The sequence below is a fragment of the Vibrio sp. E14 genome, assembly GCF_020515785.1.
Taxonomy (GTDB): domain Bacteria; phylum Pseudomonadota; class Gammaproteobacteria; order Enterobacterales; family Vibrionaceae; genus Vibrio; species Vibrio diabolicus.
On the sequence record NZ_JAHPJI010000004.1, the window covers coordinates 16818 to 33620 of the forward strand.

Consider the following 16803-nt stretch of genomic DNA (forward strand, 5'->3'; position numbering starts at 1 on the left):
GGAATGTTTTCGTTTCTGGTCAAGCGCCTGTTTCAGGCACTGATAGTGATGTTTGTGATCAGTTTGGTGGCGTTTGCCATTCAGGACAACCTGGGTGATCCGCTGCGTGAGCTTGTAGGTCAGTCGGTTTCGGAGTCGGAGCGCCAAGCGCTACGCGACGAATTGGGCCTGAACGATCCCTTTATCACAAAGTACACGCGCTTTGTGGGTAATGCACTGCAAGGTGATTTGGGTACATCATACTTTTTCAAGCGACCTGCGGTTGAGGTGATCCTCGATAAGCTGGTGGCAACATTAGAGCTCGTGTTTGGCGCGACGCTCATCATTATCGTTTTCTCTATACCACTCGGGGTGTATTCCGCGATTCACCCGAAGAGTGTCTTTACCAAATTTGTTATGGCGATGAGTAGTGTCGGCATCTCGATTCCGGTGTTCCTAACCGCAATCATGCTGATGTACGTCTTCTCCATCGAACTCGGCTGGCTGCCTTCCTACGGGCGAGGTGAAACCGCTAACGTGCTCGGTTGGGAATCTGGCTTCTTTACCATCGATGGTATTAAGCACCTTATCTTGCCGTGTATTGCGCTAGCGTCTATCATGCTGCCGTTGTTCATCCGTCTGGTACGTTCAGAAATGCTGGAAGTACTGAGCTCGGAATACATTAAGTTTGCCAAAGCAAAAGGTTTGAACTTACAAAAGATTTACTACCAACATGCATTGAAGAACACCATGCTACCAGTTCTGACGGTAGGTGGCGTGCAGATTGGTACCATGGTGGCTTACACCATCCTAACCGAAACCGTATTCCAGTGGCCGGGTACAGGCTTTCTTTTCCTAGAGGCAATCAACCGTGTCGATACACCGTTGATCACAGCTTACGTTATCTTTGTTGGTCTGATTTTCGTGGTAACCAATACCATCGTTGATTTGCTGTACGGCATCATCAACCCAACTGTGAACTTAACTGGAAAAGGAGCTTAATCATGAGCCAATTAAATGTAACACCAGCTCCTGAAGCCGCTCCATCTGCATGGCAGCGTTTTAAAGAGTCGGACTTCTTGTATTACTTCAAGCGCGACAAAGTGGCGATGGCAAGTTTTACGGTCTTTATGATGTTCTTAGTGTTGGCATTAGCTGCGCCAATTCTAGCTCCGACTGACCCGTATGATCTGACGTCTATTGATATCATGGATTCAGAGCTACCACCGTCTTGGATGGAAGAGGGTGATGAGCGTTTTGTTCTTGGTACTGATGAGCAAGGCCGTGATATTTTATCGACCATTCTTTACGGTTCTCGTCTGTCTTTGACGATCGGCTTTTTAGCCGTCGGTCTTCAGTTGATTCTGGGTATCATCATTGGTTTGTCGGCGGGTTACTTCGGTGGTCGTATCGATAGCTTCTTGATGCGTTTTGCAGACGTACAGTTGTCATTTTCGACCATGATGGTCGCGATCATCGTGTCAGCTATCTTCAAAGCCAGCTTTGGCAGTGATTTTTACAGCCAATATGCGGTGGTCATGCTGGTGGTGATCATCGGTGTGGCTGAATGGCCGCAATACGCGCGTACCATTCGTGCTTCAGTACTAGCTGAGAAGAAGAAAGAATACGTAGAAGCGGCACGCGTGATGGGCTTTAAAGCGCCACGCATCATGTTCCGTCACATCCTGCCGAACTGTTTATCACCAATCTTGGTTATCTCGACGGTACAGGTAGCGAATGCGATCATGTCGGAAGCGGCACTGTCATTCCTAGGTTTGGGTCTTCCTGTTGATCAGCCGTCACTAGGTGCGCTGATCAGCATCGGCTTTAATTACATCTTCTCAGGTGCGTGGTGGATTACTGCCTTCCCAGGCATCGTGTTGGTTACACTGGTTCTGGTTATCAACTTATTGGGTGACTGGTTACGAGATGTATTCAACCCGAAACTGTACAAAGGTTAAGAATTTTCCCGCCAAGCGTTGTAAATTCGCTTAATTCCTTCCTAAACTGAGAGCCGGATGCAAATTCCGGCTCTTTTTTTGCTAGTTATTCTTTGTTCACATTTTTTTGGCGCTTTGCCGCCATAATGACCTTACCCACTAATTTAGAGTGAAGTGTATGGAAATGAAGAAGGCACAACACCCATCTTGTATCTTCCAAGTAAGCCTAGCTTTCGGCTTGCTGCTGGTATGCGCCCAGTTTTCTAGCCCAGTATCGGCGGAGGAGTTCCTTTGCCAAGCTACTCAAGCCAGCGAGAAAGAACTGCCGATGCTTGAGAAAACGTGCCCAATTGGTAACGGAGTATGGGGAAAGAAAGTGCCGCAAGGAGGCAACTACCTCTACTGGATTCAATGCGGATTACTACCAAAGCCAATGTCACTCGCGAAAGCAAAGCCGCTTTACAGCAAGATTACGACCGACGTGTGGATGAAGCCTGAGTCCAAAGGTTATCGCTGTTTGATTGGGCCTTACAAAGATCTGTCTGATGCGAGGGGAGATTTGCGGGGAGTCAAAACCTTGTCGAATTACAAAGAGGCTTTCATCCGCGTGGTTGGAAAAGAGAATAAACAGTCTACGACACCATCTAAACCCGCTGTGCCGTCGAAATCAGCCGCATCTTCGGTTAAGCCAACACCGACGGTGACCCCGAAATCCGCGCCAGTTCCTGCCGTGCGAGCTGATACCGACGCCTTTACAGCGCTGGCAGAGAAGTCAAAGACCAAGGTAAAAAATACACGTGATAATTCTTCGTCCACGCCTGTTGCTAAGACCAAAGCGAAGCCAGTTGTGAGCGGGAATGATGACATTGAAGTTCGGTTGAGAACCTCCTTACAAGGCAAAACGTACGTGGTGCCATACTTACTCGACCACCACAATCAGTTTTACATGGAATACGGCAAGCCGTGGAATCGTCTCAACTACGAAAACTCGCAAAAAGTATGTCAGCAACTGGGTATGAGCTTAGCCAGCCCTGCAGAATTCAAAGTGTTGAGGGCGTCTGGGGTGATGGAAAAAAATCAATGGCCACTGCAACTGCCGTATTGGGGCAAAGGTAAGAAAGGTTTGTTCGCAGATCGTGAGCCAAACCAGCTCACCGGAACCTCATTATTGAACGTAGTGTGCGTGAAATAACGACTCAAATATTGCGGTCAAAAGATAGAAGAAAGCCCCGAGTTCGGGGCTTTCTTGCGGTCTCAAATATTATCGCTATTTGAGTGGCGTTTCTTTGTGACAGTTAGAGCAGATATACACTTCTTTGATGCCGACCAAGCGTTCCCAAAGCGTTCTGCGTCTTCTACGCAAATGCACGCTATCACAGCAAGGGTTAACGATGGTTGCTTTAGTCATCATCGCCAGGCTCCAAAATCGGGAGTGAACTCGCGATGCTTGCCATGGCTTCTTTGTTGTGAGAGTACAGACCATATTCCGGCGCGGATTTATGACCGTTTTGCTCTTTACTCCAACGAATACCGATGTAGAAGTCACCAAAATCACGGTTGATGTAACGATGACGAGTTTTGTAATCTGACTCTGAGCCTGTTTCTTTTAGAATCAGCAGCTCACGGCCTTCATCACTCTGGATTTCCCAATTACCTGGAGTTTGGAATCCTGTTGGCATGAACGACGTGTAGTTGTAAGTATCAGCGTCGTACTCGTACGTACCTGACGAGTATTTCAGGACTTTGTCGTCGCCCGAGCCTTTACTTTCTACCATCAAGTCATGCTCTACCGTGCCGTGTTTGATGTGTTCTGCAACCGAAAGTGATTCTGCGAATGGTGTATTGCTTGAATCCATCCAGAACAGCTCATCATCTGAGATTTTAACGATCATCTGAGTGCCGTTATGCTCGGTTGTGTGCTGGTACAGCATTTCATACTCTTCGCCATAGCTGTTGTATAGCTTGCCGTCTTTCAGCTCGACGTCTTCACAGTCTTTATTATGGTATTCCGCGTAACCAGTTTGTTGGTCCAGATCGGCAAGAATAGCGTAGGCATCGTGTTCCCATGTGTTTTCTAGGAAGTCGCTGATGCTCGCTTTGTACTCTTGATTCATCTCATCATGGTTTGAGCCCCAGCAGAATAGTAGGCCTTCAGAGTCTTGCATCAACATGGCATAGCCAATTTCACCGTCTTTTTGTGCAAAGCTACCCATTTTCCACTCTTGACCGTTGAAGTGCTCGTGAGTGAAGCCCAAAGTCGGTACTACTGGTGGTGGCGTTACGCCTTCGATAACCGTTGGCATGCTAAGCGCAATCTGTACCGCGGTATGGCCATCTGTTGCGCTAATCGCAAGTGCTGCACCAGCTTCGCTCGCTTTTGTCGGTGTGCCTTTAATGGTGACAATCGCATTACCATCCTCAGATACTGTTAGACCTTCAATGTCCACATAGTCCGCTGAGTAGTCGGTGATATGACCGTCTTTATCTTGGAACAAGCTAGAAATATCGAGCGTTTGTTCAAATACTTCACCTTGTTGTAGGTACCAACCATCAACGATGGACTGTAGATGCGCTTGTTCTGTTTCTACAACCATTGGTGGTAAGTTTGCCGATTCGATTTCGAACTTAAATACGGTGCTTACCGTACCCAAAACCTTACCTGAAGAATCAATGTCTTGCGCCGTTAGGACGATCTCAAAATCACCAGCTTTTTCTACGATAGCAGTCGGATATAGAACAATCAGGTTGCCAGTTTGCGCAACTTCAATGCCTGTGCCTGCTAAGTTGTGCGTCAGTTTGGTTGTCACAAGGTTTTGGTCTTTGTCTGTGAACAGACCTTCGATGTTTAGTTCAACGCCATCAAAGCCTGCGCCTTGTACGATTTTTGGTAATTTGCCAAGCTTATCTTTAGCAGCCTCTTCGACGGTTTCGTTTACGGTTAGCTTGTTATTGATTGCCGTTTCAGGTGCTAAGTTGTCGCTATTTGGGGTCGCGTCAGTGATGATTGGGCGTAGGCTTGCATCATTGATGTTTTCGCCGGATGCGATAAGACGATCGACTTCTTGGTTTGCCGCTTGAGCAAATTCAGTGGCCTTTTTCTCGTAGTTAGCTGGGTTTTGCGCTTTTGAGTCGGTCAGAATCTGAGCGGTTTTATGTAGTTCGGCGTTTTTTGTCGCACCTTCAACAAAATCACTGTACAGATCAATTGGTGCTTCTTCTGAGCCTCCTAGCGCTTGGCTTACCTTGGCTTTTGCGTCTTCTTCACTAATGGATGGATCTTTTGCCATTTCAATCGCAACAAGGTCTGTGATAGGTGAAATCACGTTTGACGATGTTGGTGCACGGAACACGATTTCGTGGGCCATGGCTTGGCCTGGATGATCCATATCAACCGTGTATTTGCCAGCGTACTCTTTAGCATCCAAAGCGATAAGCTGTTTCTGCTTTGCACCGTTTGGTGTAATGGTCTGCAGTGCTAGAGTGTTTTCTGGTTTTGCATCCAATTTAAGCTGACCTTTCTCATCGGTCAGACCAAGGAATGTTTCTTGAGTGTCCCATTGGCCGTTGTTGTTCGTATCTTCAAAAACAACTGCATGTTTGAAGTAGCCGTCAAAGCCTGTGATCACAACACCGTTGTTAGCACTGTTTGAGCCACCATCTGAACCGCCACAGCCAGTAAGAGCGATAGCCACTGACGCTGCTAATAAACTCACCTTATTCATTATTCATTTGTCCTTGTTTCGTTTCCGAATGAGAAAGTCGCTTTTTTATTGTTTTTATCTTTCAATCTCACTAGTGAGATTGAAGAGAGTGGTGTCTTTTTAATGACTATTGAGCCTAGGTTCAAGACACGAAAAACCGCACAAAACCCGTAAAATTTATTTCTATTTTTTGTCTATGATGGAAAATGGATAATTTGATCACGGTTCCAGTTTTATTTTGGGGGTGATTGTTTTGTCAAAATAACCACCTGTAAAGAAAGGTTTATTGGGTGTCGCTAAGGACAGGGGCGTGATAAATCATGTTGATCTTAAATTCCTCAACGCGATCAGCGAGCTCAGGTTTCGGACGTAAAATGTAGCTATACACCTCGCCATCAAGTAGTTCATCGTAAGGGAAATAGTTAAGATCAAACGATAACGATTGTTGTCCAGTAGCGGGGGCGCTGATGAACTCGTGGCAATCAATTTGGTAAGTCGGATCGTCTGGGTTAGGGTCTGATATGATGTCTATTTGATAGTCTCCTTGACCAGCAATTACATGGCTGTGATACCAAATGGCGACATCGCTACAATACAGGTTAGGACCATAAGTTCGTAAATTGAGATCGGATTCGAGACTTTCACCATGCGGACCCACGACTTTAGTACCATAGTGATAAATATAATTGCCAGCTTCAGCAACCAGATACCCCCCGCTTGGGAGAGGTAACAAATAGTCAAAAAAGGATATCTGGCGTAAATATCGCCCTGTCGGTGCGTTGATGCGTTTTTCCATCGATTGCTTGTTTTTTTGCATGGTATAGCTTTCGAATTGTTTGCCATCAAACACGGTGGTGAAATAGTTCTGAGTCTCTTTATGAACCTGAGATGCGTATACCTTTTTGGTGGTCCAAATTTGGCGTACGCCGTGGACATAAACGATCAACGAGTCATCACTGATTTTGTACTCACCCACCTTTTTTAAGTCTCCCTTTTCAGGACACTGGTGTTTGTTGTTTGAGGCGGCATAACGTACCTCGTCATCCTCAAACTGAAACGCTTCGCAATACACCACTTCATACGCGTACGCGGTACCGCCAAGATTTTGCGTCGTCTCCAAGCGATAGACAGTGTCGCCAATTAACGGGTGTTCCGTGTCATTGTGACCTGGAGTGACAACAGGCAACTCAAAACGTGTTGTGACCCACGCATGGTCGCTGTCGCCGTGGTAATCATCACGCGCCGCTACCGCCAGGTATGTGGTGGTTTTAATGTTCTCTGGTGCACCTAGCACCATCATTTGTCCTTGGTTTAGCACCCTTAATCCATTGGCGTTTTCGAGCCAAATCCGAGTGGTGAGGAGATCACCATCCGGGTCTTCAAACAGTTGGTTAAGATTGAGCGAATAGCTAATCGGAGAGTTTTGGTTGAGCTCCCAAGCATAAATAATGGTTTGTAGCTGTTGTTCCACCGTGAGGTTGATGATGGGTTTATTGTTCTCTGATGGGTCCTCTTTTGAGCGGCTGTCTTCATAACCCAATGACGAGTCGTAAAAAGAGCCGTCTTCTGTAGTATGAAATGGGTTCGTAACTGGCCCTGGTTGTCCTAAAATGGCAGAATTGAAGGCGTCATCACCGTCTTTTGTGTGGGCGTTCTCCAACGCAGATCCCGTCAACGCTTGCTTTACTTCAACTAAAGATGTGCGCTCATATTGACGATGTGTTCGCGTGGTTGATTGGCTAGTACTGTCTGATGAGTTCGCCGCGGATGCTAAGCTGGTTTCGTCTGACATGCAGTATACGCCGAGCAAACCAACGCAGATGGCGCCGATTATCCAAAACTTTTTGCTTCTCATTACGCGTGCGCCATTCGTGATTGCAACCAGCTGCGAGAGAATTTTAGGTCTTTCTCTATTAAGCTTGCGCTGCACTCGAGCAGTTCACTGATTTCTTGGTTTTTCATTCCCATTAAATACTTGAGTTTGAGTGCACTTGATTGGCGTGGGTAACGGCTACTGAAGTTATCCAGCGCTTTATCCATGATGATCAATTGTTCGAAGCGATCTTCTTCATCTCTCATCAATGTGATGTGTTGACGCTTTTGTGCTTGGTGCGAGCGTGCGTTATCGATCAAGATTTGACGCATCACTTTGGCGGCCATCAAAAAGAAATCACGTTTTGTTTCAATTTCACTCATGTCGCAGTTGGACATCTTCAGGTAAGCATCATGAATTAATGCCGTGGTGCTGTTGACGCTATCGGCCAATACCTTGTTGTCGGTGCCGTACTTTTCCGCGTTTCGTTCGCGCTCGTGTTGGGCGATCTTACGTAACTGCAAATACGCAAATTGGTAGAGCTCACTCTCAGCTTGTTTATCACCAGATTGCCATTGTTGAATGATTTGTGTCAGTGCTACTGCTGTTGCCATGGTTATACATCCTCGCTCACTTTGATAAATTCAGAAATGGTGTGGGTTTCAATGCGATCAGAGCCGTCTCGGTTGCGGAGAACATCTTGTTGATAGCGATATAAAATGCCTTGTTCCCAAGTTGCGCCAGCGGGCAGATATTCCCAAGTGGTGTAATTGATTTCGGCAGGGGTCGTTGACCAACGTACCATGACATTCATTTGCGCAAGCTCGGCTTTGGGTTCGTCATTGTTGACCCACCACATGTCCGCATACTCTTGGGTGACATCTTGTGTGTATAGGCTTGCGTCGGTTGGACAGGTGTCTGCATTGTGCGGCAGTCGCATGACTTGTTGGTGGCGCATCAATAGGCACGATTGTGTCATGGACTGCTGGTGGTATTCGGTTTGCTGCCACACGCCGAGGTAGTCAATGTCGTGTTCGCTAGTATTGGGATACGTAAACCACAGCATTTCTGTACGATTGTGATGGTGGATGTTTTTTTTACGCCCAAGGCCTTGTACTTTTTCCATCAGTAGCTCAGTGCTTGGATCAAAGTTGAGTGCAACGGAGCGGTATTTCCAGTCGCCTTCATCATCAAAGTCTTCGAGAGAGAAGCCATTCAAATCGTTGCGGGTGCATCCAGTGATTGAGCAACCGACGATATTAAACCAATCCGCAAATTTGCTTATCGGCTCGACAATGTCTTCCGTGATAGGGCGCTTCATCGAGAGGAAACAGCCTTGAAAATGGTCGCCAACGCTTGGATGTTCAATCAATGAATCTTTGGTGATGGTGAATCGAGTTTCACCAAACGGAGGGCGATATTTAGGATGATGTTGATAACGTAAATCGTAAGCACAAGCGCGGCCTTGCCAATCTTTCTTTTTGATCACGATGTTTTTGAACGTCATGCCGCGAGGTTCGAAGATGATCTCATCAGAGGCAAAGTTTTTCTCAATGTACAGCTGGCTTTCGTTTAAGTGCTCAATTGCCTCATCGACAGACACCCAGTCGAGATTGAGGTGACGTTTGGCGTCATCCAGATAATTGAGGTCAAGGCCCTTGAGCTGGTTTTGAAAGCGAGCATCAGATAACACGCGGTTGGCTAAGACAATTTCCTTACGATTCTCAGGCGTGCTGTCGAGAGAGAGCAGCAGGCGCGTCATATTGATGCTACGACTGGGTTTGGTTGTTGCCATCGTCGGTGTAAGCACTTCTTGGCTCGATAAGGTTGTCAGCAGATACCCCTTATCATCGTTGCCAAGGAAGAAGCTAATCACATCACCAGGTTGGTAGTGAAATGCCCCTTGTTGGGTAACGCCAGTGATATTGGAACTGGTTTTGTAATACAAGCCAGTCACTGGCGCATCGATAAAGTAGCCTTGCTTCAAGGATGAAGTGGGCGGGTGTGAAGTGGCAGCAGAAGTGTCTGCTGCTAACGTGGAGGTAGCCGTCAATGCAGACAGCCAAAATACCACTGAACGTGTATACATCTTGTTTTAAGCCTTATTGGTTGGTGCTGTCCTCAGACGCACAATTTGGCTGACAACTCATTGGAGTAGTTAGGTGCTTCTTTGGCACCGGTGTCATCATCGCCAACAACATTTTTTGTTTTATATGTTTGGGGATATCTGGATTAGAGAGTATCCGCCTTCGTGTTAACTCCATCATGGAGCTCACCGAGAGGTGTTCGACATTCTGCCCCTTCGCGTGGAAGATAAGGCGGGTCATTTCGTACATCATATCTTCTGCAATCTTCTTCTCTTGTTGCAGTTGGATATTCTTTTGCATCATGGCGCTGCCAAATAGCACACCTGAGAGCACGATGATGCCTGACAATGCCGAAGCAAGAGGGCGCCGTTGCACCAAGCGAAAGGCGCTATACAACGGCCAGTGTTTTTTCTGCTCGATAGGGCGACGTTCGATAATTCGCTCGATATCAATGCGTAGCGCTCGCACATCTGGGTATCGCACTTGGGTGGCTGGACGCGTCGCCCGTCTTATCACCCAATACACATCAGACCAAACCGCTGGTGATGGAAACATCAAAGCGAGGATTTTGCCCAATGAATAAACATCGCTTTGTTCTGTCAGTACTTGTCCTGCCTGCTGCTCAGGGCTGGCAAAATTTTGGCTAAACGCAATCAGTGCCGAGGGTGAGCCCTCTCGGGTGGAGTGCGCTTTTTGAGTCAAGTTGAAGTCGAGCAGTTTGGGTCGTTTGCTACGATCGATCAGTATATTTTCTGGTTTTAGATCGGCATGCAAAACATGATGCTGGTGGGCGTGCTCCATCGCCTGACAAATCTGCTTAAACAGCAGCAGTTTTTCTGTCTTTTCCAGCTTATTTTCTGACAGGTATTCATCTAAGGTTTGACCAAATACCCGCTCCATCACGATGTAAACTGAATCTTGATGAAGACCGCCATCAAACACTTTCGCTATGTACGGATGGTTTAGACGCGCGAGCAGTTGTGCCTCATCAAAGAGTGCACGTTGTCCCAGCACATTACTCAAATTGCTTTGAATAAACTTGATAGCTAAATCTTGCTCGAACGTTTCATCTGCCCGTAGAGCGGCGTAAACGACACCCATGCCACCGCGACCCAACTCATGAGTTAGGCGATACTTACTGATGACTTCTCCGCTTAGATCGACGTCTCGATTCGTAGCCTGGTGAGCACCAAAGTAAAGTAACTGCGTTAGTTGTTCTTCTGGTGTCTCATTGGCTAAAAGAGGAACGAGTTGTTGATACAGCTCAGGTTGACTTTGTTGCAATGCTTGGAGGTATTGCTGCTTTTGGGAGTCGTCCAGATCAAGCAAGTGATAGTAAATCTGGGTTTCGCTAGAGCCTAACTGCACTGTGCCTAATGTCTTATTCTTTTAGGTACGGCATTTTATAAGAACTTTGATATAAATGTCATTTATTTATTCGGCTTTGACTCACAATGTATGAAACGCAATTTGGTGGCTAATAGAATAATAACGTCATGATTTTGCGAATTATTTTCACTGAGCTTGTCGGCAGAGAGTCTATTCGTCATAATGTTACTTGTAACATTACTGATAAATCACATATTTATGGCTCAACAGAATAAGAAAACTCGCACGACATTGCAGGATGTCGCAGACCAAGTTGGCGTCACGAAGATGACGGTTTCACGTTATATGCGTAACCCTGAATCGGTGGCAGAAAAGACTCGGGCCAAGATTGCGACTGCGATTGAAGAGATGGGATACATCGAAAACCGCGCCCCCGCTATGCTGTCAAAGTCGTCCAGTAAAGCCATTGGTATTTTACTGCCCTCATTGTCCAACCAAATTTTTGCTTCCTTTGTTCAGGGCATCGAGATGGTGACCAAAGCCAATGGCTATGAGACGCTTTTAGCGCATTTTAGCTACGATGAGCTTGAAGAAGAACGCAAGATCGCATCATTACTCTCTTATCAGGTCGATGGACTTATTCTAACTGAAAGCCATCACACGCCGCGTACATTGCAAATGATAAAAAATGCAGGGATCCCTGTGGTGGAAACCATGGAACTACCACCAGAGCCGATTGATATGGCGGTTGGGCTAGATCATGAAGATGCCTCGTACACGGCGGTTAAGCAGATGCTAGATTCAGGTAAGCGTACAATCGTTTATTTTGGGGCGCGTTTGGATACGCGAACCAAGCTGCGTATGCAAGGTTATGATCGCGCGATGACGGAAGCAGAGCTAGAACCTAAGCACGTATTAACGGGTGATCACTCTAGCTTCTCTTTAGCGCATGATTTGCTTGAACGCGCGCTAGAAACTCACCCAACGCTTGATGGCGTATTCTGTACCAACGACGACATCGCGATAGGGACCATGCTGAGCGCGCAACAACGTGGCATTCAAGTTCCGCAGCAGCTGGCAGTTGTGGGCTATAACGCGCTGGATATCGGTCAAACCATCAGCCCGAAACTGACTAGCGTCGATACACCGCGTTTCAAAATCGGTGAAAAGAGCGCAGAGCTTTTGATCGCGCGTCTGAAAGGTGAAGCGCAAGAAGAAAAAGTGGTTGATATGGGGTATCAAATTACCTCCGGAGAGAGTGTTTAACTCGCAGTTAACCGCTCTCTGTATTCGCTCATCAATGGTATTGGCAGGTTAGGGTATGGCACATCAGCTGGATGCATTGGATCTCAACTTAATGCGTTTATTAAAGGCCGTGGTGGAAAACCGCAGCATCAAGCTGGCCGCGATGCAGTTGGGCATTTCTCAACCGAGCGCCAGTCGCGGCGTGATGAAGCTCAAACAAGTGTTTGATGACCCGCTGTTTGTGCGTAAAGCGCATGGGGTTGAGCCGTCACCGATGGCGATACGTCTCGCCGCCGAGTTCGACAACATGATTGCACCACTGGAAAAAGTGGTGCAAGAGTTTGAAGTGTTCGACCCACTGCAATACCAAGGGCAGATCGCGATTGTGACCGACCCTTATTTGATGGATGAGCAAGGGCAGCGATTGCTAACTGGCTGTCATCGAGCCTTTCCCAAAGCGCACTTTGCCTTTTCCAGTTGGAACAGTTACTCGCACGATGAAATGTTAGAGGGCGAGCACGATTACTGCATTCTTGACCAAGAGACCGAGCTGTCGAAAGACATTTATATGCGTCCGTTGTTTGTTGAAAAACGGGTGATTTTGGCACGTAAAAACCACCCGACTTTATCGAAAGTCAGCAATGATTGGGACACGGTGTCCAAGCTGCCTCTGGTGTCTCTGCCTGCGCCCGCTTCGTATAAACCTCTTTGTACCGTGGAGTCTGAGTATCGCCGCATGGGCTATGAGCCTGTGGTGTTATTGAAATCCTATAATTTGCGCGTGGCTTGCCAAATGCTGCAAGAAACCGACGCGATTATGTATGCCAGTCAAAGCTCAGCAGTATTGATGCCGGAGCTGGACTCTTACGCGATGCCTTTGGTCAACCGTGAGTTTAGCCAGTTTGTCGTCTCTGGCGGTTTCTTACAAACCAATCGCAACCATCCTTTGCACCGACACTTACATAAAGTGGTACGCCAAACCCTGAAGACGCCATTAATTTTCGCACAGTGATGACGGATTATTGTCTCGCGTCACCGAGATTCTCTGCATAAGATAACCATGAAGAAAATGTGTGATTACATAGACAACTCGATCCTATAGATATTCAAAAATGAATATCTCAATTACCTGTCTCTTTTTCCTGCTCAGCGCTAACCTTAGCTCAAATAGTCAGGAGAAGTGGCTCATTTTTATCTTTTTAACTTTTTGAATGTCGATACAGATGCGTGACATTCACCATTCTCCGTTATGCAGTTTTTTAATTTCTGATGGAGGATTCATCATGCTAGTTGCACGTCTATTTTTATTGCTCGCCATCGTTACCGAAGTAGCAGGCACCAGCACCATGTCTTTTATCGGACAAGGTCATGGATGGTTGGGCTACATCGTGATGTACGTATTGATTGCGGTGTCGTACTACTTCCTCTCGATTGCTGCGAAAAAGATTTCTATCGGCGTGGCATACGCTGTTTGGGAAGGGTTGGGTATCTCATTGATCACGGTCGTTTCAATCGTGTTGTTTGATTCTGACTTAAATACCCAAGAGCTGCTTGGTTTGATGTTAGCTGTCATCGGCATCGTTTGTGTGACTTTAGGGGAGTCACACGGGCAATCTAACACCAAGAAAAACGCCGATAAACTGGCAAAAGAACGTTCATTTTCTACAAGTGTAAGGTGTGAATCATGAGTCAATTTTTTACGATGTCATTTGGATTTGTCGTGATGGCTGCCTTGGTCGACATCGTGGCCAATATGGCGCTCACACGTTCTCACGGCTTTAAATACAAAGGCTGGGGCATTACCGCGATTGTGTTGGTACTGGCTGCGTTCACGCTATTGGCGCAAGCGGTGAAAGAGATCGACTTAGCCATTGCTTACGCCTCTTGGGGCGCGATCGGTATCTTAGGTACCGCAGTTGGTGGTGCCTTGCTGTTTAAACAGAAACTCAAGCCAATCGGCTGGTTTGGTATCTTTGTGGTGATTGCTGCGGTCGTGGTGATGAAAACGGCTTGATGTAATTTACTGAATCCTACATATCGTCATTCTGAACAGCAAGAGACGAGCAAGATTCAGAATCTACCAACAAAAAAAGTACTGTGGTAGAGGTATTTTCTCTGGCTTCACAGCACGTTGATAGTAGATTCCTGATCTCGCTTAGGCTCGTCGGAATGACGGACTAATTCGTTTATTGAAAAAGAAAAATGACCAATCCCACATCTCGTCATTCTGAACCGCGAGGGACGAGCGTGATTCAGAATCTACCAACAAAAAAGTGCTGTGGCAGAGGTGTTTTCTCTGGCTTCACAGCACGTTGATATTAAATTCCTGATCTTGCTTAGGCTTGTCGAAATGACGAGGTCTTTCTTCTCGCCTTAAACAATGAAGCTTGCGCCTTCTTCTGCGCTAGAGACGTTTTGGCGGATCACGCTAAACAAGCCTCGTCCCCATGTTTGTTGGGTAGATTCGGTATCGAAATGAATCAACTCACGATCAGTAGTGTCGCTTAAGTTGTTCAGTTCGCCTGTTTGGCAATCAAGGCGAATCAAATCACCGTTGCGCACCAAACCAATCGCGCCACCACGAATGGCTTCTGGAGAAACATGAATCGCAGACGGAATTTTACCTGACGCGCCAGATAAACGACCGTCAGTAACCAGCGCCACTTTAAAGCCCGCTTTCTGCACGTTACCTAAAATTGGCATCAGCTTGTGCAGTTCAGGCATGCCGTTTGCCGCTGGGCCGTTGTGTGTGACCACAACGATGCAGTCTTTGTTCAGCTCGCCACGTTTGTACGCGGCTTCCACTTCGTGTTGGCATTGGAATACGATCGCAGGTGCCACAATCACGCGTTGCTCTTCTTTCACCGCAGACACTTTCACCACGGCTTTGCCTAAGTTGCCAGTCAGTACGCGAGTGCCGCCAGTGTTTTGGAAAGTTGCGTCCGGTTTGGCGATCACGTCACTGTCTTGGCTACCTTGGCACGGTGTCCAAGTCAGTTGGCCATCGACAAGGCTCGGTAGCGTCATCTGATCTTCAAATTCACCAAACACGGGTTTCACATCGCGATGCAAAAGCTCGGATTGGTTCAAGCGGTGTAATAACGCAGGCACGCCCCCCGCATCTTGGAACGCGTTCATATCGGCTGGGCCGTTCGGGTAAACGCGAGCTAACAAAGGAACCACATCCGACAGATCGCTGATGTCTTGCCACGTGAGCAAGATGCCAGCAGCACGCGCCACGGCGATCATATGAATGGTGTGATTGGTGCTGCCGCCAGATGCGAGTAGAGCGATGATGCCGTTGACCAAGCTCTTTTCTGTGACCACCTCGGCCAGCGGACGGAAGTGTGCAGAACCCGCCGTCATTGAGGCGATTTTCAGAGCCGCGTGATCGGTTAACGCTTTACGCAGTTGGGTATGGGGATGAATGAATGCCGAGCCTGGCAGCATCAAGCCCATGGCTTCGAACACCAACTGGTTGGTATTGGCGGTGCCGTAAAACGTACACGTCCCCGCAGAGTGGTAAGCGCGACACTCCATATCCAGCAGGGCGTCTTTGCCGACTTCACCCGCTGCGTATTTTTGGCGCACGTCGACTTTCTCTTCGTTGCTGATGCCCGTTGCCATCAGACCCGCTGGCACAAACGCCGTTGGTAGATGTGCGTAAGACAGCGCGCCCATCAGTTGCCCCGGGGCGATTTTGTCACAGATGCCAAGCAGTAATGTGGCATCAAAGACATTGTGGCTCAAAGACAACGCCGTTGATTGCGCAATTAAGTCTCGCGAAAACAGCGACATATCCATGCCTGCTTGACCTTGGGTCACCCCATCGCACATCGCTGGCACACAACCTGCGACTTGCGCTGTATGGCCGTAGTCCGCCAGCACTTGTTTGATTTGCGCTGGGTAGTCTTGGTACGGCTGGTGGGCGCTCAACATGTCGTTGTAGGCGCTGATCAGCGCGACATTGGCATGAGTAAAATCGAGAATATTTTTCTTTTCAGAAGAGCAAGAAGCGGCGACTGCATGGGCTAAGTTACCACAAGATAAACCAACACGGCCTTTGCCAGCTTCGGCTTGCACTTCGGTGCGAGCAAGAAACGCAGCGCGCGCTTCACGGCTGCGCTCGGTCAAACGTTGTGTGACCTCAAGAACAACAGAGTGAGTCATTACGCCACCTCGATCGCTTGCATTTTGATTAGCTCAGTAGCAGAGCGTTCCACCACGTCGCTGATGTCTCCGTCGATACTGACGATCAGCGTTTGAGGCTCGTTGTCTGGACGCTCTAGCGTCTCGAATTGGCTCTTCACCATGTTTTCTTTCATGAAGTGGCCTTTGCGCATACGCATGCGATTAAGGATCAACTCCATATCGCCATCAAGGAACAGGAAGGTCACGTTGTCGTTGCCTTCGCGGATCTGATCGCGGTAAATCTTTTTCAGTGCTGAGCAAACAATAATGCCGTGCTCGTTCTTGCTTTCTAGGCTGTATGCCGCATCACGAATGCGTTCTAGCCATGGCTTGCGATCATCATCGTTCAGAGGCTGGCCCGATGCCATTTTCTGAATGTTCGCTCGTGGATGAAGATCATCACCATCAATGAATTTACGCCCTAGCTTTTTCGCTAGATGCTCACCAATTGTGCTTTTACCACTAGCACAAACGCCCATAACGATGACACTACTACCAGCCATAACTTATCCTCATAA

At 47.5% G+C, this 16803-nt stretch carries 15 protein-coding genes; 7 read left to right on the top strand and 8 right to left on the bottom strand.

Annotated features, from left to right (window positions below; genetic code table 11):
* Positions 1 to 3 precede the first annotated feature (3 nt).
* The 3 genes from LIX84_RS12225 to LIX84_RS12235 all read left to right on the top strand — a co-directional run bounded on the left by LIX84_RS12225 (position 4) and on the right by LIX84_RS12235 (position 3111).
* Positions 4 to 981: an ABC transporter permease gene (locus LIX84_RS12225; RefSeq protein WP_031780394.1), complete on the top strand. Its 978-nt coding sequence runs from the start codon at positions 4 to 6 to the stop codon at positions 979 to 981.
* Between the two features lie 2 nt (positions 982 to 983).
* A complete protein-coding gene (locus LIX84_RS12230) occupies positions 984 to 1940 on the top strand; it encodes an ABC transporter permease (protein ID WP_139059506.1) in 957 nt (318 codons plus the stop codon).
* 157 nt (positions 1941 to 2097) lie between these two features.
* Entirely contained in the window at positions 2098 to 3111 is a 1014-nt protein-coding gene (locus LIX84_RS12235; protein ID WP_226421420.1) for an SPOR domain-containing protein, read from the top strand.
* Between the two features lie 75 nt (positions 3112 to 3186).
* Here the strand turns inward: LIX84_RS12235 and LIX84_RS12240 are convergent, their stop codons facing one another.
* The 6 genes from LIX84_RS12240 to LIX84_RS12265 form a co-directional block, all read right to left on the bottom strand.
* On the bottom strand, positions 3187 to 3330 hold the full coding sequence (locus tag LIX84_RS12240) for a hypothetical protein (RefSeq protein ID WP_012841245.1): 144 nt from the start codon (positions 3328 to 3330) through the stop codon (positions 3187 to 3189).
* Positions 3320 to 5641, bottom strand: coding sequence for an acid phosphatase (locus LIX84_RS12245; protein ID WP_226421421.1), 2322 nt, complete (start codon positions 5639 to 5641; stop codon positions 3320 to 3322). The genes LIX84_RS12240 and LIX84_RS12245 overlap by 11 nt, the downstream gene beginning before the upstream one ends.
* Positions 5642 to 5903: 262 nt before the next feature.
* Positions 5904 to 7475: a hypothetical protein gene (locus tag LIX84_RS12250; protein WP_226421422.1), complete on the bottom strand. Its 1572-nt coding sequence runs from the start codon at positions 7473 to 7475 to the stop codon at positions 5904 to 5906.
* On the bottom strand, positions 7475 to 8047 hold the full coding sequence (locus LIX84_RS12255) for a sigma-70 family RNA polymerase sigma factor (protein WP_005394366.1): 573 nt from the start codon (positions 8045 to 8047) through the stop codon (positions 7475 to 7477). Before LIX84_RS12255 ends, LIX84_RS12250 begins: the two co-directional genes overlap by 1 nt.
* A gap of 2 nt (positions 8048 to 8049) precedes the next feature.
* Positions 8050 to 9522, bottom strand: coding sequence for a chromosome partitioning protein ParA (locus tag LIX84_RS12260; protein WP_226421423.1), 1473 nt, complete (start codon positions 9520 to 9522; stop codon positions 8050 to 8052).
* A gap of 13 nt (positions 9523 to 9535) precedes the next feature.
* The gene (locus LIX84_RS12265; protein ID WP_048624584.1) at positions 9536 to 10888 is read right to left on the bottom strand and encodes a serine/threonine-protein kinase; all 1353 of its coding nucleotides are present in this window, start codon (positions 10886 to 10888) and stop codon (positions 9536 to 9538) included.
* A gap of 219 nt (positions 10889 to 11107) precedes the next feature.
* Between LIX84_RS12265 and LIX84_RS12270 the strand changes: the two genes are divergently transcribed.
* The 4 genes from LIX84_RS12270 (at position 11108) to LIX84_RS12285 (ending at position 14108) form a co-directional block, all read left to right on the top strand.
* Positions 11108 to 12115, top strand: coding sequence for a LacI family DNA-binding transcriptional regulator (locus LIX84_RS12270; protein ID WP_047009361.1), 1008 nt, complete (start codon positions 11108 to 11110; stop codon positions 12113 to 12115).
* A gap of 55 nt (positions 12116 to 12170) precedes the next feature.
* Positions 12171 to 13106 carry a LysR family transcriptional regulator gene (locus LIX84_RS12275; RefSeq protein ID WP_048624586.1) on the top strand — a complete coding sequence of 312 codons (936 nt, stop codon included), beginning with the start codon at positions 12171 to 12173 and terminating at the stop codon, positions 13104 to 13106.
* Between the two features lie 271 nt (positions 13107 to 13377).
* Positions 13378 to 13782 carry an SMR family transporter gene (locus LIX84_RS12280; RefSeq protein WP_226421424.1) on the top strand — a complete coding sequence of 135 codons (405 nt, stop codon included), beginning with the start codon at positions 13378 to 13380 and terminating at the stop codon, positions 13780 to 13782.
* On the top strand, positions 13779 to 14108 hold the full coding sequence (locus tag LIX84_RS12285; RefSeq protein WP_053807555.1) for an SMR family transporter: 330 nt from the start codon (positions 13779 to 13781) through the stop codon (positions 14106 to 14108). The genes LIX84_RS12280 and LIX84_RS12285 overlap by 4 nt, the downstream gene beginning before the upstream one ends.
* Before the next feature lie 359 nt (positions 14109 to 14467).
* On the opposite strand, the gene edd is transcribed toward LIX84_RS12285, so the two are convergent.
* Both edd and LIX84_RS12295 read right to left on the bottom strand, forming a co-directional pair.
* Positions 14468 to 16264, bottom strand: a complete 1797-nt coding sequence (gene edd / locus LIX84_RS12290) for a phosphogluconate dehydratase (protein WP_226421425.1) — start codon at positions 16262 to 16264, stop codon at positions 14468 to 14470.
* Positions 16264 to 16788 carry a gluconokinase gene (locus LIX84_RS12295; protein ID WP_005394381.1) on the bottom strand — a complete coding sequence of 175 codons (525 nt, stop codon included), beginning with the start codon at positions 16786 to 16788 and terminating at the stop codon, positions 16264 to 16266. Before LIX84_RS12295 ends, edd begins: the two co-directional genes overlap by 1 nt.
* Positions 16789 to 16803 lie beyond the last annotated feature (15 nt).